Raw genomic sequence first — 14,453 nt, 5'->3', positions numbered from 1 at the left:
ACCCCCTCGATTCTTCACAAAAAATGGCACGCGAGAAGTTTGAAAGGAACAAGCCTCACGTCAACATCGGCACCATTGGCCACGTTGACCACGGCAAAACAACCCTGACCGCTGCGATCACCAACGTGCTCGCCAAGAAAGGCCAGGCTCAGGTTCAGAATTACGCCGACATCGACGGTGCTCCTGAGGAGCGTGAGCGCGGTATCACCATCAACACCGCTCACGTCGAATACGAGACAGATAGCCGTCACTACGCCCACGTGGACTGCCCCGGTCACGCGGACTACGTGAAGAACATGATCACCGGTGCTGCCCAGATGGACGGCGCCATTCTTGTGTGCGCCGCCACCGACGGCCCCATGGCGCAGACCAAGGAGCACATCCTGCTGGCCAAGCAGGTGGGCGTTCCCGCTCTGGTGGTTGCACTGAACAAGTGCGACATGGTCGATGACGAAGAGATCATCGAACTGGTCGAAATGGAGATCCGCGAGCTTCTCTCCAGCTACGACTTCCCCGGCGACGACATCCCTGTGGTTCAGGTCTCCGGCCTGAAGGCCATCGAGGGCGAGGCTGAGTGGGAAGCCAAGATCGAAGAACTGATGGAGGCTGTTGACTCCAACATCCCCGAGCCCGAGCGCGAGGTTGACAAGCCCTTCCTGATGGCTGTGGAGGATGTGTTCTCCATCACCGGTCGTGGAACCGTGGCGACCGGCCGTATCGAGCGCGGCATGGTCAAGGTCGGCGAAGAAGTCGAAATCGTCGGCATCCGCGATCCCCGCAAAACAACCGTCACCGGTGTGGAGATGTTCCGCAAGCTGCTCGACGAGGGCATGGCTGGCGACAACGTCGGCCTGCTGCTGCGCGGCATCCAGAAGGAAGACATCGAGCGCGGCATGGTGCTGGTCAAGCCTGGCTCCATCACCCCTCACACCAAGTTCGAAGGTCAGGTGTATGTGCTGAAGAAGGAAGAGGGCGGTCGCCACACGCCTTTCTTCGCTGGCTATCGCCCGCAGTTCTACATCCGGACAACGGACGTGACCGGCCAGATCACCGCGTTCACCGCGGAAGACGGCAGCAACGTGGAAATGGTGATGCCCGGTGACAACATCCAGATGACCGGTGAGCTGATCTGCCCCGTCGCCATGGAAACCGGCATGCGCTTCGCCATCCGTGAAGGCGGCCGCACCATCGGTGCTGGCGTGGTGTCCAAGATCATCGAGTGATCGTCATCAACCGATGACTGAGATGGGGGATCTCCGGATCCCCCATCTCTTAAACTCCAAGAGTGCTGACGGCTATGGCTCCAGCACCTTCAGAACCTCGACAATTCACCCTCTCCTTCCCCTAGGGGACACCGTCTGCGCTTCCTATGTCCACTGCCATCGCTCAGCAGAAGATCCGCATTCGCCTGAAGGCGTTTGACCGCCGCATGCTGGATCTCTCCTGCGACAAAATCATTGAGACGGCCGACAACACCGCTGCGACAGCGATCGGCCCGATTCCTCTTCCCACGAAACGCAAGATCTACTGCGTGCTGCGTTCACCCCATGTGGACAAGGATTCCCGCGAGCACTTCGAGACCCGCACCCACCGTCGCATCATCGACATCTACAGCCCTTCAGCCAAGACGATCGATGCGCTGATGAAGCTTGATCTGCCCAGCGGTGTGGACATCGAAGTGAAGCTCTGATCCCGACGGAGACAGACATCACTTCCTACGATTTACACACTGTTCTGGACGACGTTCGTGTCTGATTACGCCGTCAGGGAGCTGCCCCTGTTCCCCCTGCCGGACGTCGTTCTGTTCCCGCAGCAGCTGCTGCCGCTCCACATCTTCGAATCCCGGTACCGCATGCTGCTGCAGTCGGTGCTCGAGTCCGACAAGCGTTTCGGCGTGGTCCGCATCGATCCCGAAACCCGTGAGATGGCTGAGGTCGGCTGCTGCGCCGAAGTGCTCCAGCACCAGACCACCGACGACGGTCGCAGCTACATCGTCACGCTCGGCCAGCAGCGGTTCCGCGTTCTGAACATCACCCGCGAAACCCCGTTCCGCAGCGCAATGGTCACCTGGATGGAAGACGAGCAGGTGGAGGACCACAGCGGCCTCAACGAACTGAGCGACTCGGTCAACCACGCCCTTAACGACGTGATCACCCTCTCCGGCAAGCTGCAGGGGCAGGAGGTGACCCTGCCCGACGATCTGCCCGATCTCCCCCGTGAGCTCTCCTTCTGGATCGGTGCCCATCTGGACCCCCATGCGGCCGGTGAACAGCAGGCCCTGCTGGAGCTCACCGACACCCACGAACGCCTCAAGCGTCAGTTTGAAATGCTCGATCACACCCGCCGGCAGCTGGCGGCACGGACCGTTCTGAAAGACACCCTGTCGGACAGCGACACCGACAGCACAGACGCCTGATGCTGAGCCAATTTCTGCTGATTGCCGCCGCAGCTGGTGGTGCTGCACTGCTGCTCTGGCTGCGCCGGGATCGCCGCTACGAATCATCAGACAGTGTCGCAGCGGCCTACGACGCCTGGACCGATGACCGACTGCTGGAACGGCTCTGGGGAGAGCATGTCCATCTGGGTCATTACGGAGATCCTCCGCAATCCAGCGATTTCCGCGCCGCCAAAGAAGCGTTCGTCCATGAGCTGGTGCGCTGGAGCGGGCTGGACCAACTCCCGCCTGGCTCCAAGCTGATCGATGTGGGCTGCGGCATCGGCGGCAGCGCAAGGATCCTGGCCCGTGATTACGGTTTTGACGTTCTTGGCATCAGCATCAGCCCTGCCCAGGTGCGACGGGCCACGGAGCTCACAGCCGAGGGGCTCAGCTGTCGCTTCGCTGTGATGGATGCTTTGGATCTTCAGTGTGCCGACCAGGGTTTCGATGCCGTCTGGAGTGTGGAGGCCGGTCCCCACATGCCGGACAAGCAGCGCTACGCCGATGAACTGCTCCGGGTGCTGCGTCCCGGTGGCACGCTCGCCGTGGCTGACTGGAATCGACGGGACCCCTCCGACGGCGCCATGAACCGCTCTGAACGCTGGGTGATGCGCCAGCTGCTTCACCAGTGGGCCCATCCTGAATTCGCCAGCATCAAGGGTTTCAGCGGCAACCTGGAAGCCAGCTGCCATCGACGCGGTGACGTCGTCACCGGGGACTGGACCGCCGCCACCCTCCCCTCATGGATCGACTCCATCGCCGAAGGATTGCGCCGACCTGGAGCCGTGCTCGGTCTCGGCCCGGGAGCCGTGCTTCAGGGATTGCGTGAAACCCCCACTCTGCTGCTGATGCGATGGGCCTTCGCCACCGGACTCATGCAGTTCGGAGTGTTCCGTCTGCGTCGTTGATCTGCTCGCTGCTGGGATAGGCCCCCAGGTTCGCCAGGTGGTCGCAGAGCGGTGTCAGCTCGGCAACAAGGGCCTCCAGTAGCACTTGGCTGTCGACGGGAAGCTCCACATCCACGAAAAACACGTATTCACCGAGTTCACGCTTGGACGGTCGGGACTCGATCCGGCTCATGTTCAGGTTCTGACGGGCCAAGCTGGCCAGCGCCTCCAGCAGGGCTCCGGGGGCATTGCGCCGCAGCGAGAAGGCCAGACTGGCCACGTCACCGGAGCAGCGGCGCTCCCCCCGTTGAAGCAGCAGGAAACGGGTGCGATTGCCCGCTACGTCGTTGACCGGATGAGCAAGCTCCTTCAGGCCGTGCTCCTCTCCTGCCTTGCGGGAAGCGATCGCGGCCCGGAAACGACTGCCGCAGACCATGCGTGCAGCCTCTGCGGTTGAGGATGTCGGTAGCTGCAACGCCTGCGGCAGCTGGCGGGCCAGCCATCCGGAGCACTGCGCCAGAGCCTGCGGATGCGACAGCACTTCGGTGATGCTGTCCAGAGAACCGCTGCTGAGCAGCGAATGACGGATCGGAAGAACCAGCGCCCGTCGGATGCATAGGTCCCGGTGTGACCAGAGCGCATCCAGGGTGGCGGTGACCCCACCCTCCACCGAGTTCTCCACCGGCACCACCGCAGCATCGCAGCCTCCGGAGGCCAGCTGCTCCACCACCGCCCGCAGACCGACGCAGGGAACAAGCTCAGGCTGCGGCAGCTGTTCCAGGGCGATCAGCGACTGGGCTGCCTGCTCGCCGTAGGTCCCCGTCGGGCCAAGGAATGCGATGCGTGTCGGCATCGGGGCAAAAGGCTGGGACTCGATAGGATCATGCCGCGTCAGGTGATGTTCATGCCTCTGGCCTTCAAAGCCAGTCAGCAGCTTGATCTCCCTGTCAAGCGTCATGCCGAACGGCTGCCGAATTACCTGCAGCAGGAGGAACGCCTGCTTGCTGCACTGCTGGATGCCCATCAACTCACCAGGCTCAGCCCCGGTCGTTATCGCTACGTGGTCACGAGCCTCCAGGTATTCCAGCTGCAGGTGAAACCGATCGTCTGCCTGCAGATCGAGGCCGATCCCTCCTGCCTGCAGATGCGCGCCGTTGACTGCGAACTGGAAGGGCTGGGTCTGGTGGATGACTTTCAGCTCACCCTCGAAGCCATCCTCAAAGCGACACCCCGGGGCCTCTGCGGCGACGCCAGGCTGTCGGTGAGTGTCAGTCAGCCGCCGCTGCTCAGGCTGGTGCCCCGCCGTGCGCTGGAGACGACCGGGGAATCACTTCTCAAAGGCATCCTGGTGGGCATCAAGGCCCGGGTGGGCCAGCAGCTGATGGCTGATTTCCGCCGCTGGTGCCGGGAGACCGATGCGGGCAACTCAGCTCTTCAGCAGGCGCGTCAGGAAACTGCGGCGATGCAGAGCGGTGGGCCCTGACGCCAGCAGAGCCTCACGGTGCAGAGCCGTGCCGTACCCGACATGCTTCTCCAGGCCATACCCCCTGAAACGAACCGCCAACCGTCGGATCAAGGCATCCCTGGCTTCCTTGGCGATCACACTGGCGGCCGCGATCACCGCTGATCGGCTGTCCCCTCGCACCAGAGTGCGCTGAGGTCCGGTCCATAAGCGCAGAGGCAGGGTGCCATCCACCAGCACAAGCTCAGGGCGAGAGGGAAGCCGCTGCAGGGCCCTCAGCATGGCCAGCTCCGTGGCCCCACGGATGCCCATTCCATCGATCTCACGCGCCGAGGCCTGACCGAGAGCCCAGGCCACGCTGCGCTCTTCGATCCTGGGAACAAGGGCGGCACGGCGCCGCGGCGTGAGTTTCTTGCTGTCCGTCAGGCCAGCGGCCTGCAGGGCGTCAGCGGCCTCCCCATCGAGCACCACGGCGGCCGCAAAGACTGGGCCGAACAGACAGCCACGACCGACTTCATCGATGCCGGCGATCGCCGATCCCGAAGGAATCGGGTCATCGCCGGCATCGACCACTCAGCTGGATGCCGTCGCTGACGAGCGCCGCCGTCGGCGGCGGGGTTCCTCCAGCTCCTCCTCCGGTTTCTCCTCTTCTGCAACCGCGATGGCAGCGATCTCCGGCTCAACGGAGGGCAACTCCTGCTCAGGCAGCACCTGCGGGGTGATCTCCAGGGGGGTGATCTCCACCATCAGCGGCGCCGTTTCCGGCTCGGCTTCAGACGAAACCCTGTCCGGGACGGACGACTCCTGTTCACTCACAGCCACCGGAGCCGACTGACCATTGCGGCCGGACCCGCGGCCTCCCCGTCCGCGCCGTCGCCGGCGACCTGAGCTGGCGGCCAGCTGCTGACGCGCTTCCTCGAGCACCGCTTCAGGATCCTCTCCCGGGCTCACCACCCGCACCAGAACGTTGTCCGACTCCGGCGGAGTCTCCAGCAGCAGCGCCGGATTGAGCCCCAGCCAGCCGTAAACCTCCTGCTGCTCCGCCGTCATCGGCACTGCCACCAGCTCGGGCTCGGGGCGACGGGTGGCCGCTGTGTTCTGCGTGTCCTCCTGGGAATCGTCAACACCGTTCTCATCGCTGACCACGGTCTCCGCTCCCGCAGCTGCAACCACTGGTGTCGTGTCCGGCCCACTGCGTCCACGGCCACCCCGGCGTCGACGGCCGTTGCCTCCCTCGGCTGGGGAAAGCACCTCTGCGCGGGCGGAGGCGGCGGACCGCACCAGACCGCTCGCGGTGGCCAGCGGCTGCAGCAGATCCTTGCCCGGCAGCACAGCCACATGACCGAGGCCGCCGCAGCTTGGGCAGGCACGGCCGAAGAGTTCATAGATGTTCTGGCCTTGGCGCTTGCGGGTGAGCTCCACCAGTCCCAGTTCAGAGAGCTGAGCAATCTGCGGCCGAGCCGCATCATCACGAACCGCCCCCGTGAAGTGCTCGAGCATCTGCAGCTGATCGCGCCGCGAATCCATATCGATGAAATCGATGATGATCACGCCGCCGATGTTGCGCAGCTTCAGCTGACGGGCGATCTCAATGGCCGCCTCGCAGTTGGTCCACAGCACCGTTTCGCGGGCGTTCGCAGAACGGGTGAACGAGCCGGAATTGACATCGATCACCGTCAGGGCCTCGGTGGGCTCGATGATCACGTATCCCCCCGATGGCAAATCAACCCTTGGCTTCAGGGCATCCCGGATGGCGGCGTTGACTTTGTAGTGCTCCAGCAGCTCGTCTGGCTCACTGTGAGCCTCCACCAGAACGGTGCTGCCCTCAGCACCGAGAAATCCCGTCACCCTCTCGACCGCAGCGGGATCATCCACGACGACCCGGGCAAGATCCGGGCCCATGTGGTCCCGCAGGATCCGGTGGATGAAATCCTCATCCCGGTTGAGCAGCACAGGAGGGCTGGCGGTCTCAGCGGCCTGCTGAATCGCCTCCCACTGGCGCAGCAAGGCCTCGAGATCGTCGATGAGCAGCTCATCACTGATGCCCTCCGCCTCGGTCCTGATCAGAAGACCCGCTCCAGGCGGCTTGATCAGCACACCGAGTGCCCGCAGCCGGTTGCGCTCCGTCTCCGCGCTGATCCGCCTGGAGATGTTGACGCCCTGGCCGTGGGGTTGCAGCACCAGATACCGGCCCGGCAGGGCAAGGTTGCCTGTGAGCCTGGGCCCCTTCGTTCCTGTCGGCTCCTTCATCACCTGAACGAGCACCTTCTGGCGCGGTTCCAGTAGTTCGGTGATGCCGGCAGCCCCCTTCTTCAGGCGCAGTGGCCCCAGATCGGTGACATGGATGAAGCCGTTTTTCTCACTCTCTCCAATGTTGACGAAAGCCGCATCAATTCCCGGGAGAACATTTTCAACAGTGCCGAGATAAACATCGCCTATTTGATAACGGCCCTGGGCAACAATCAGCTCATCGACGCGCTCATCGGACAGCACCGCTGCGATACGCAGCTGCTCCGCGATGACAATTTGCTGGGGCATAAACAAACGGAGTAGGAGCCCTTGATGGACCTCGGAACCGATCAGTCGTCATCAGACGATCTGCATCGGGTGATGAAAGGAAAAACGCCGGATCGGCAGAAATAGTGCGGAGTCGGAACTCCTCTGTTTCCAGGCTCGCGGTTCCGGTCAGAGCATTCAGACCGCCGCTAGAGCATTGGGGTCTTGTGTCCTGAATGGATCAAAAAAGACCGGGAGCAACGAAATGCAGAAAATGCATTTGGTCGTCCTTGCAGCAAACTAGCACTGCACCAGCTGCAGCTCATCCCGGCAGAGCGCTCGCAGCTCCAGCGCCACCCCCAGCTGCTCCGACAGCCAATGCTGGATCTGTGCCGGGCGGAGACTGCGGCCCATCGGATCCACCTCCGCTTCGAGGCGCAGGCGAATGCGTTCACCGCCTGGCTCGCCGAGCGGCTTCAGGCTCCTGAGTGCTGGCCGGCAGTCCCTCTGGCGCGGCCGGCCCTTCTTGTCGGTGTCATGCCAGATCAACTGCTCGGAAGCGATCAGAGCCGTCAGGCCCGATGACCAATCCAACGGGGCCTCATGGTCATGGGGGAGGGCGGACCTCAGGAGATCAAAACTCCACACCGCCGCCCGGATCTGCTGGGACAGGCTGGGACCACTGACCGGCACGTCGCTGACCTGCAGCAACCGGATCTCCTGGGGAACAAGAGGCTGCAAGGTCTGTTGGAAGGTCCCGGAGTCCAGAGGTTCGCTGAACTCCATATCCATCCATTCGCCATGGGCTTCCGCCCCGAGAGGAAGCGCCAGAGCCATCTGAAGGCGTGGCAAAGGATGAAAACCGCCGGTGAAGCTGATCGGAAGGCCGCTGCGGCGCAGGGCACGCTCCAGCATCCGCACCAGGTCCAGATGACTGAGCAGGGCCATGGAACCGGTCTTGGCGAAACGGATGCGGAGCCGGCAGACCCGTGCACTCGGTGGTGCCTTGCTGGGAACCTGCGTGGGCACCTGCGGTGGAGGAACGACCACGTTGTGGCCCAGATCCGGACCGCAGACGCCGCAGCTGCTGCAGCCCTCGAACGAGCAGTCGGGGACCACCGCCGCAGCCAGGGCTCGCTTGAGATCCTCCGCCAGCCAAGTCTTGTCAATGCCGGTGTCGATGTGATCCCAGGGAAGCGGCTGTCGGCAGAAGCTGTCGAGGTCGTCCCGGTCCAGTGCCGCCACCGCGGTCCAGCCGCCCACTTCCATCTGGCGGTACCGGCCTTCCAGACCTGCCTCGGCGATCGCCCCGGTCCAGGCCGCGTAGGTGCGATCAAGCGATTCAAACCAGGCATCCATCCCGGCCCCAGCCCGCCAGGCGGCTTCAATCACAGGGCCCAGACGGCGATCACTGCGGCCCACGAAGTCCTCCATGGCCGAGAGCCGCACGTCGGTGTAGTTCACCTTCAGCCCTCGCAGGCGCCGGAAGGCATCTCGCAACAGCTGCTGACGACGTTCGAACTCAGCCGTTGAGACGCTGTGCCACTGAAACGGGGTATGGGGCTTAGGCGTGAAGTTGCTGATGGTGATGTTGAGTTTCAGCCGACCCAGATCACGGCAGCGCTGCTGCAACATCACGCAGGTCTCGGCGATGCCGAGCACATCGGCGTCGGTCTCCCCCGGCAGACCAATCATGAAGTAGAGCTTCACCTTGCGGTAACCGTTCTCCATGGCGGTACGGATGCCGTTGAGCAGGTCGTCATCCGTCAGTCCCTTGTTGACGATGTCGCGCAGCCGCTGGGTGCCTGCTTCCGGAGCGAAGGTGAGGCCGGCCTGCCGCGTGCCTCCGAGGATGTGGGCGATGTCCTGATCAAACCGATCCACCCGTTGGCTGGGGAGCTGCAGCGTCACGTTCTGATCCGCCAGACGGTTGCGCAGCTCCACGCCCACGGCCGGCAGGGCCAGGTAATCGCTGCAGCTCAGCGACAGCAGCGAGAAATCGCTGTAACCCGTCTGCTTCATTCCGGTCTCCACGGCCTCGATCACCGCCTCGGGCTCCACATCCCTGGCCGGTCGGGTGAGCATCCCGGGCTGGCAGAACCGGCAGCCGCGGGTGCAGCCGCGGCGGATCTCCACCGTGAGCCGGTCATGCACCGTCTCCACATGGGGCACCAGACCCATGGCGTAATGGGGCATCGGTGTGGCCACGCGGCGCAGAACGCGCGGTGGCAATTCCGGATGCAGTGGTTCGAGGGTGACGCCATCAGCTCCGGGGGCATAAAGCGCCGGGACGTAGACCCCAGGCACCTGTGCCAGATCCCGCAGCAGCTGGGAACGTCGCGACCCATCCGCCTTGGCCTGGGCCACCACCAGCCCGATCTCCGGCAGCAGCTCCTCACCATCACCGAGAGCGATGAAATCGAAGAACGCGGCGTAGGGCTCAGGGTTGCTGGTGGCCGTGGGACCGCCGGCAAAGATCAGCGGTGGCGCGGCCGGATCGCTGAGCGGCAGATCGCCGCGATCCTCCGCTCGGATCGGCAACCGGCAGAGATCCAGCATCTCGAGGATGTTGGTGGCGCCGAGTTCATAACTGAGGCTGAAACCGAGGATGTCGAAGGCCGGCAGCGGGCGTCGGCTCTCGACCGCGAACAACACCTGCTGTCGCTCCCGCAGCCGACTCGCCAGATCCCCGGCAGGGAGATAGGCCCGATCACACAGCTGCCCGGGAACAGCATTGAGGATCGAATAGAGAATGATGTGACCGAGGTTGCTGGAGCCCACCTCGTAGATCTCGGGATACGTGAGAGCCCACCGCACGGAGGCGGACGACCAGTCCCGTGGTTCCACCCCCAGCTCGTGACCCATGTACCGGGCCGGCTTGTTGATGCCGCTGTCCACCAGCGCATGGAAATCAACCGGGTGATCCAAGGCAGACACAACCACGGCGGATGTCCTCACTCCTGAATGCATCGTATGGAGCTGCTGGCAAGGCAAGATGCCCCGACAGAAGCTCCTCAGGTTCCGTGGTGCAGGTCAACGGCAATTACCTCAAGCTCAAGGCGGGCTACCTGTTTCCCGAGATCGGTCGTCGCGTGAAGGCCTTCAGTGCCGCCAATCCTGATGCCGCCCTGATCCGCCTCGGCATCGGCGATGTGACCGAGCCGTTGCCCCTGGCTTGTCGCGAAGCGATGAAGTCAGCCATCGATGCCATGGGAACCGCCGAAGGCTTCCACGGCTACGGCCCTGAACAGGGATACGGCTGGCTGCGGGAGGCCATTGCCAAGCACGATTTCCAGGCCCGCGGTTGCGAGATCAGTGCCGACGAGATCTTTGTCTCCGACGGCTCCAAATGCGACAGCAGCAACATCCTCGACATCCTCGGGGAGGGCAACCGCATCGCCGTGACCGATCCGGTCTACCCGGTGTATGTGGACACCAACGTGATGGCAGGTCGCACCGGTAATGCCGGGGATGAGGGCCGCTACGCCGGGCTCACCTACCTGCCGATCAGCGCCGACAACGGCTTCGCCGCTCAGATTCCCAGCGAACCGGTGGATCTGATCTATCTGTGCTTCCCAAACAATCCAACCGGAGCGGTGGCCACCCGGGAGCAGCTGAAGGCCTGGGTCGACTACGCCCGCAGCAACGGGGCCCTGATCCTGTTCGATGCGGCCTATGAGGCCTTCATCCAGGATCCGGCCCTGCCGCACTCCATCTTTGAGATCGAGGGTGCGCGCGACTGCGCCATCGAATTCCGCTCGTTCTCCAAGAACGCCGGATTCACGGGAACCCGCTGTGCCTTCACCGTGGTGCCCAAAGGTCTGAAGGGCAAGGCCGCTAACGGTGAGGACGTGGAGCTCTGGGGCCTGTGGAACCGCCGACAGAGCACCAAGTTCAACGGCGTCAGCTACATCATCCAGCGCGGCGCAGAAGCCGTGTACTCCGAAGCCGGTCAGGCAGAAGTCAAGGCGCTGGTGAGCTTCTACATGGAGAACGCAGCGATCATCCGGCATGAGCTCAGCAGCGCAGGGCTCACCATCTACGGCGGGGAGCATGCGCCCTACGTGTGGATCAAGACCCCGGAGGGCATGGACTCCTGGGGCTTCTTCGATCATCTGCTCAACAAGGCGAATGTGGTGGGCACCCCTGGCAGTGGCTTCGGAGCAGCGGGTGAGGGCTACTTCCGCCTGTCTGCCTTCAACAGCCGCGCCAACGTGGATGAGGCCATGGCACGCATCAAGGCTCTTTGACAGCGCTGTGTTTCGGATTCCTTTAGGTTTGAATCTGCCGAGTTATCAGGCCATGGCGGTGGAGACCCCCAGCCGCAGCCCCGGCGGCGCTGCGGTGATGGAGAAAGCTCCCGAGCGGGTGCGCAAGCAATCCCCCCGCTACAAGGTGCTGCTTCACAACGATCCCGTGAACACCATGGAATACGTGGTCACCACCCTGCAGCAGGTGGTGCCCCAGTTGAGCGAACAGGACGCCATGGCGGTGATGATGGAAGCCCACAACACTGGCGTCGGTCTTGTGATCGTCTGTGATCTGGAGCCGGCGGAGTTCTACTGCGAAACCCTCAAGGCCAAGGGGCTCACCAGCACGATCGAACCGGAAAGCTGAGCCGCATCCCTCTGACGCTGCTGGATTCCCTGATTCAGCTCAAACCGAAAGGACTTCCCACCCTTCTGCTGATCCCCGTGCTCTACGGCCTGGGATGGGTCGCCGTTCGGCCGTTGGAACCGTTCGGGCTGACGCCGGAACATCTGGCCCTGATCGGAACCCTGATCAGCTTCCTGCTGTTCATGCTCCTGCTTCCCCGCTGGAGCCGACTGCGCTGGGGCGCTCGCAATGGCTGGCGGGCTTTGGGCCTCAGCGGGGGTGGGCAGGGCGGACGACCGGCTCCGCTGGTCGCCTGGCTGCGCGGCACCGGCGTGGCCGGGGGCCTGCTGCTGCTGGTGGTGATCCCGGTGCTGGCGGGCAGCTGGGGACACTGGCTTGGGGAATGGTCGCTAGGGCGCTGTCTAAATGCCCTGCTGCTCGCGATCGGTGTGGGACTGGCGGAGGAGCTGATCTTCCGGGCCTGGCTCTGGGAGGAACTGAATCAGCTGTTTGGCTCGACCGGCGGCGTGCTGGCTCAGGCCGCATGCTTCAGCCTGGTGCATACCCGCTTCAACCTCGGTGTCTGGCCGATGCTCGGACTGCTGAGCGGACTGTTTGTTCTCGGTCTGGTGTTGGCGGTGCAACGGCAGCTGGATGGGGGATCGCTGTGGGGATCCATCGGCCTGCACGGGGGACTTGTGGGGGGATGGTTCCTGCTGCAGAGCAGCCTGCTGCAGCTGTCACCGGATGCTCCTGCCTGGCTGGTCGGTCCTGGCGGCCTGAACCCGAATCCCCTTGGCGGTCTTGTGGCGGCAGCAAGCCTGACTGTGGTGCTGAACCGTCAAGTGACGGCTGTCGCCAAAGCAGCGCGACCTGACACAGGAGCCCGCAGGGAGTCCTGAAGCGGTGCAACTCCGTAATCGCGTTCCAGCAGGTTCATCACGGTGCGGCCGAAATCGCCTGGATTGCGATCAAAGGCCTCCAGGCACACACGCCCGAAGGTGCTGCCCATCGGCTCCGGATTCCAGAGAAGCTTCCGAGCCGTCCAGGGCATCATGCTCATCGGGTTGTAGCCAGGCTTGATCAGACCCTGCTCGAAGCCGTACTGCTCCAGGTGTGTGTGGGGCTGCAGGCCGATGAAGAAGATGGCCGGCTCAACCCGGTCTGCCCCGAAGATCGCCTCAAGTTCACGGTGATACGCCACGGTCTGGCGGATGGTCTCGGGTCGTTCGTCGATCACGTTGAAGGAGTAATTCACCGAGACGTGGTCCCGGAAACCGGCATCGGCCAGCATCCGGCAGCTCTCCAGAACGATGCGCAGGTTGTAGCCCATGCGCATCTTGCGCACGAGCTCCTGAGAGCCTGAGGTGATGCCGATCTCGAAATAACTCATGCCGGTCTCCACCATCAGCTGTGCCAGCTCGGGATCCAGGTTGTCGGCACGGATGTAAGCGGCCCAGCGGATGCCTGTGAGCCCCTCGGCCTTGATCGCCCGCAGCAGCTCCTTGGCGTCCTCGATGTAGCGGCGTGCCGGGATGAACTGGGCATCGGTGAACCAGAAACCGCGCACACCCCGGTCGTAGAGCTGGCGCATTTCCTTGACCACCTCCTCCACGGGGTTGAGTCGCACCTGCTTTCCTTCCACAACGGTGTAAACGCAGTAACAGCAGTTGTGGGGGCATCCCCGCTTGGTCTGCACGCCGACGTAGAAATCTCCGCCTTCGAGGTACCAGGTGAGCTGAGGCCAGATCGAGGCGATGTAGTCGTAATCGCAGGCCGTTTTCGGACGACTCTCCGGCTGTTCATGGATCAGCCCGGGGCGGGGTGGATCGCCCACCACAAAGCAGCGTTCCGACTCAAGGGACTGACCCAGAAGCAGCTTTTCCAGAAGCGGCTCCCCTTCCCCAACAGACACGATCGTTCCCTTCGGCAGAGACCGTCCGAGCTGTTCGTAGAAGACGCTGACCGCACCTCCACCCAGAACCGCACGGGCTGACGGCTGATGGCGACGGGCGCGCTTGAGACCCTGACTCACCAGGCTCTGGTTGCGGTGCAGTTCGCCGTAATGACTGGTCATCAGCCGCAGGCCACCGAGAGCACCGTGCAGACGCTTCAGCGGGTTGCGGGCATAGAAGACCTCGAATGAGTTCTGCAGCGGATTGCCTCCGCGGCCATCCACCGGGGCATAGATCTGAATGTCCCGCCAGGAGAACACCAGCAGCGATGGGCGGAACTGATCGATCGTCTGGAGCAGCACCCGCCGCACATCCAGCACCGGAAGGGCAGCGAGATCGAGAATCCGCTGCGGCATCTCCGGGAAACACTTGTGGAGATGGTCCGCGAGGTAGATCGGCCCGATCGGGAAGATTGGATTGCAGGGCAGCCGCACAAGCAGCACCCGTTCCTGTTGTGGGGACAACGCTGATGCTGCAAGGCGTTCCGGGACGCTAACAAGCGCATCCGCCGGCGGGGCTCAAGCTGACTTCACATCAACTTCATAAAGCCGGCGATACACACCGCAAACTTCTGTTACATTGGATGGAGGCAGGGCATCCCTGCCCTTCCTTAAACCGTC

At 63.4% G+C, this 14,453-nt stretch carries 13 protein-coding genes; 8 read left to right on the top strand and 5 right to left on the bottom strand.

Annotated elements, in window-relative coordinates:
* Window positions 1–23 precede the first annotated feature (23 nt).
* From tuf to SynA15127_RS01720, 4 genes are all read left to right on the top strand, one after another.
* Entirely contained in the window at window positions 24–1,223 is a 1,200-nt protein-coding gene (gene tuf, locus SynA15127_RS01735) for an elongation factor Tu (RefSeq protein WP_186484771.1), read from the top strand.
* Between the two features lie 146 nt (window positions 1,224–1,369).
* Window positions 1,370–1,690: a 30S ribosomal protein S10 gene (gene rpsJ, locus SynA15127_RS01730; RefSeq protein ID WP_006042265.1), complete on the top strand. Its 321-nt coding sequence runs from the start codon at window positions 1,370–1,372 to the stop codon at window positions 1,688–1,690.
* Window positions 1,691–1,747: 57 nt separating this feature from the next.
* A complete protein-coding gene (locus SynA15127_RS01725) occupies window positions 1,748–2,416 on the top strand; it encodes an LON peptidase substrate-binding domain-containing protein (RefSeq protein WP_186484770.1) in 669 nt (222 codons plus the stop codon).
* Window positions 2,416–3,345 (top strand): methyltransferase domain-containing protein, encoded by a 930-nt coding sequence (locus SynA15127_RS01720; RefSeq protein ID WP_186484769.1) that lies wholly within the window; start codon window positions 2,416–2,418, stop codon window positions 3,343–3,345. Before SynA15127_RS01725 ends, SynA15127_RS01720 begins: the two co-directional genes overlap by 1 nt.
* On the opposite strand, the gene pheA is transcribed toward SynA15127_RS01720, so the two are convergent.
* Window positions 3,311–4,177 (bottom strand): prephenate dehydratase, encoded by an 867-nt coding sequence (pheA, locus tag SynA15127_RS01715; protein ID WP_186484768.1) that lies wholly within the window; start codon window positions 4,175–4,177, stop codon window positions 3,311–3,313. The two genes, SynA15127_RS01720 and pheA, sit on opposite strands and share 35 nt — an antisense overlap.
* Window positions 4,178–4,207: 30 nt before the next feature.
* Here pheA and SynA15127_RS01710 point away from each other — a divergent pair, with 30 nt between their 5' ends.
* Window positions 4,208–4,807, top strand: coding sequence for a DUF1997 domain-containing protein (locus SynA15127_RS01710; protein WP_186484767.1), 600 nt, complete (start codon window positions 4,208–4,210; stop codon window positions 4,805–4,807).
* Here SynA15127_RS01710 and SynA15127_RS01705 read toward each other — a convergent pair.
* From SynA15127_RS01705 to SynA15127_RS01695, 3 genes are all read right to left on the bottom strand, one after another.
* Window positions 4,751–5,359, bottom strand: a complete 609-nt coding sequence (locus tag SynA15127_RS01705) for a ribonuclease HII (protein ID WP_186484766.1) — start codon at window positions 5,357–5,359, stop codon at window positions 4,751–4,753. The two genes, SynA15127_RS01710 and SynA15127_RS01705, sit on opposite strands and share 57 nt — an antisense overlap.
* Window positions 5,360–7,324, bottom strand: coding sequence for an Rne/Rng family ribonuclease (locus tag SynA15127_RS01700; protein ID WP_186484765.1), 1,965 nt, complete (start codon window positions 7,322–7,324; stop codon window positions 5,360–5,362).
* A 258-nt stretch (window positions 7,325–7,582) separates the two neighbouring features.
* Window positions 7,583–10,252, bottom strand: a complete 2,670-nt coding sequence (locus SynA15127_RS01695; protein ID WP_186484764.1) for a TIGR03960 family B12-binding radical SAM protein — start codon at window positions 10,250–10,252, stop codon at window positions 7,583–7,585.
* A gap of 53 nt (window positions 10,253–10,305) precedes the next feature.
* On the opposite strand from SynA15127_RS01695, the gene SynA15127_RS01690 reads away from it, so the two are divergent.
* From SynA15127_RS01690 to SynA15127_RS01680, 3 genes are all read left to right on the top strand, one after another.
* A complete protein-coding gene (locus tag SynA15127_RS01690) occupies window positions 10,306–11,532 on the top strand; it encodes an LL-diaminopimelate aminotransferase (RefSeq protein ID WP_186484763.1) in 1,227 nt (408 codons plus the stop codon).
* A 52-nt stretch (window positions 11,533–11,584) separates the two neighbouring features.
* Window positions 11,585–11,899 carry an ATP-dependent Clp protease adapter ClpS gene (gene clpS / locus SynA15127_RS01685; RefSeq protein WP_043694731.1) on the top strand — a complete coding sequence of 105 codons (315 nt, stop codon included), beginning with the start codon at window positions 11,585–11,587 and terminating at the stop codon, window positions 11,897–11,899.
* Window positions 11,900–11,976: 77 nt separating this feature from the next.
* Window positions 11,977–12,780 (top strand): CPBP family intramembrane glutamic endopeptidase, encoded by an 804-nt coding sequence (locus SynA15127_RS01680; RefSeq protein WP_255475539.1) that lies wholly within the window; start codon window positions 11,977–11,979, stop codon window positions 12,778–12,780.
* Here the strand turns inward: SynA15127_RS01680 and SynA15127_RS01675 are convergent.
* Complete coding sequence (locus SynA15127_RS01675; RefSeq protein ID WP_186484762.1) at window positions 12,720–14,297, bottom strand: photosystem II high light acclimation radical SAM protein; 1,578 nt, start codon at window positions 14,295–14,297, stop codon at window positions 12,720–12,722. The genes SynA15127_RS01680 and SynA15127_RS01675 overlap by 61 nt on opposite strands.
* Window positions 14,298–14,453 lie beyond the last annotated feature (156 nt).

Origin of the sequence: Synechococcus sp. A15-127, from assembly GCF_014280215.1 — a bacterium.
Taxonomy (GTDB): domain Bacteria; phylum Cyanobacteriota; class Cyanobacteriia; order PCC-6307; family Cyanobiaceae; genus Parasynechococcus.
The sequence above is the reverse complement of the archived record's forward strand: the minus strand, read 5'-3'. Positions and strand labels throughout refer to the sequence as shown.

Coding starts and splice junctions, on each gene's coding strand:
- rpsJ (WP_006042265.1), top strand. CDS start 1,370: ATGTCCACTGCCATCGCTCAGCAGAAGATCCGCATTCGCCTGAAGGCG.
- SynA15127_RS01695 (WP_186484764.1), bottom strand. CDS start 10,252: ATGCATTCAGGAGTGAGGACATCCGCCGTGGTTGTGTCTGCCTTGGAT.
- clpS (WP_043694731.1), top strand. CDS start 11,585: ATGGCGGTGGAGACCCCCAGCCGCAGCCCCGGCGGCGCTGCGGTGATG.
- tuf (WP_186484771.1), top strand. CDS start 24: ATGGCACGCGAGAAGTTTGAAAGGAACAAGCCTCACGTCAACATCGGC.
- pheA (WP_186484768.1), bottom strand. CDS start 4,177: ATGCCGACACGCATCGCATTCCTTGGCCCGACGGGGACCTACGGCGAG.
- SynA15127_RS01710 (WP_186484767.1), top strand. CDS start 4,208: ATGCCGCGTCAGGTGATGTTCATGCCTCTGGCCTTCAAAGCCAGTCAG.
- SynA15127_RS01700 (WP_186484765.1), bottom strand. CDS start 7,324: ATGCCCCAGCAAATTGTCATCGCGGAGCAGCTGCGTATCGCAGCGGTG.
- SynA15127_RS01720 (WP_186484769.1), top strand. CDS start 2,416: ATGCTGAGCCAATTTCTGCTGATTGCCGCCGCAGCTGGTGGTGCTGCA.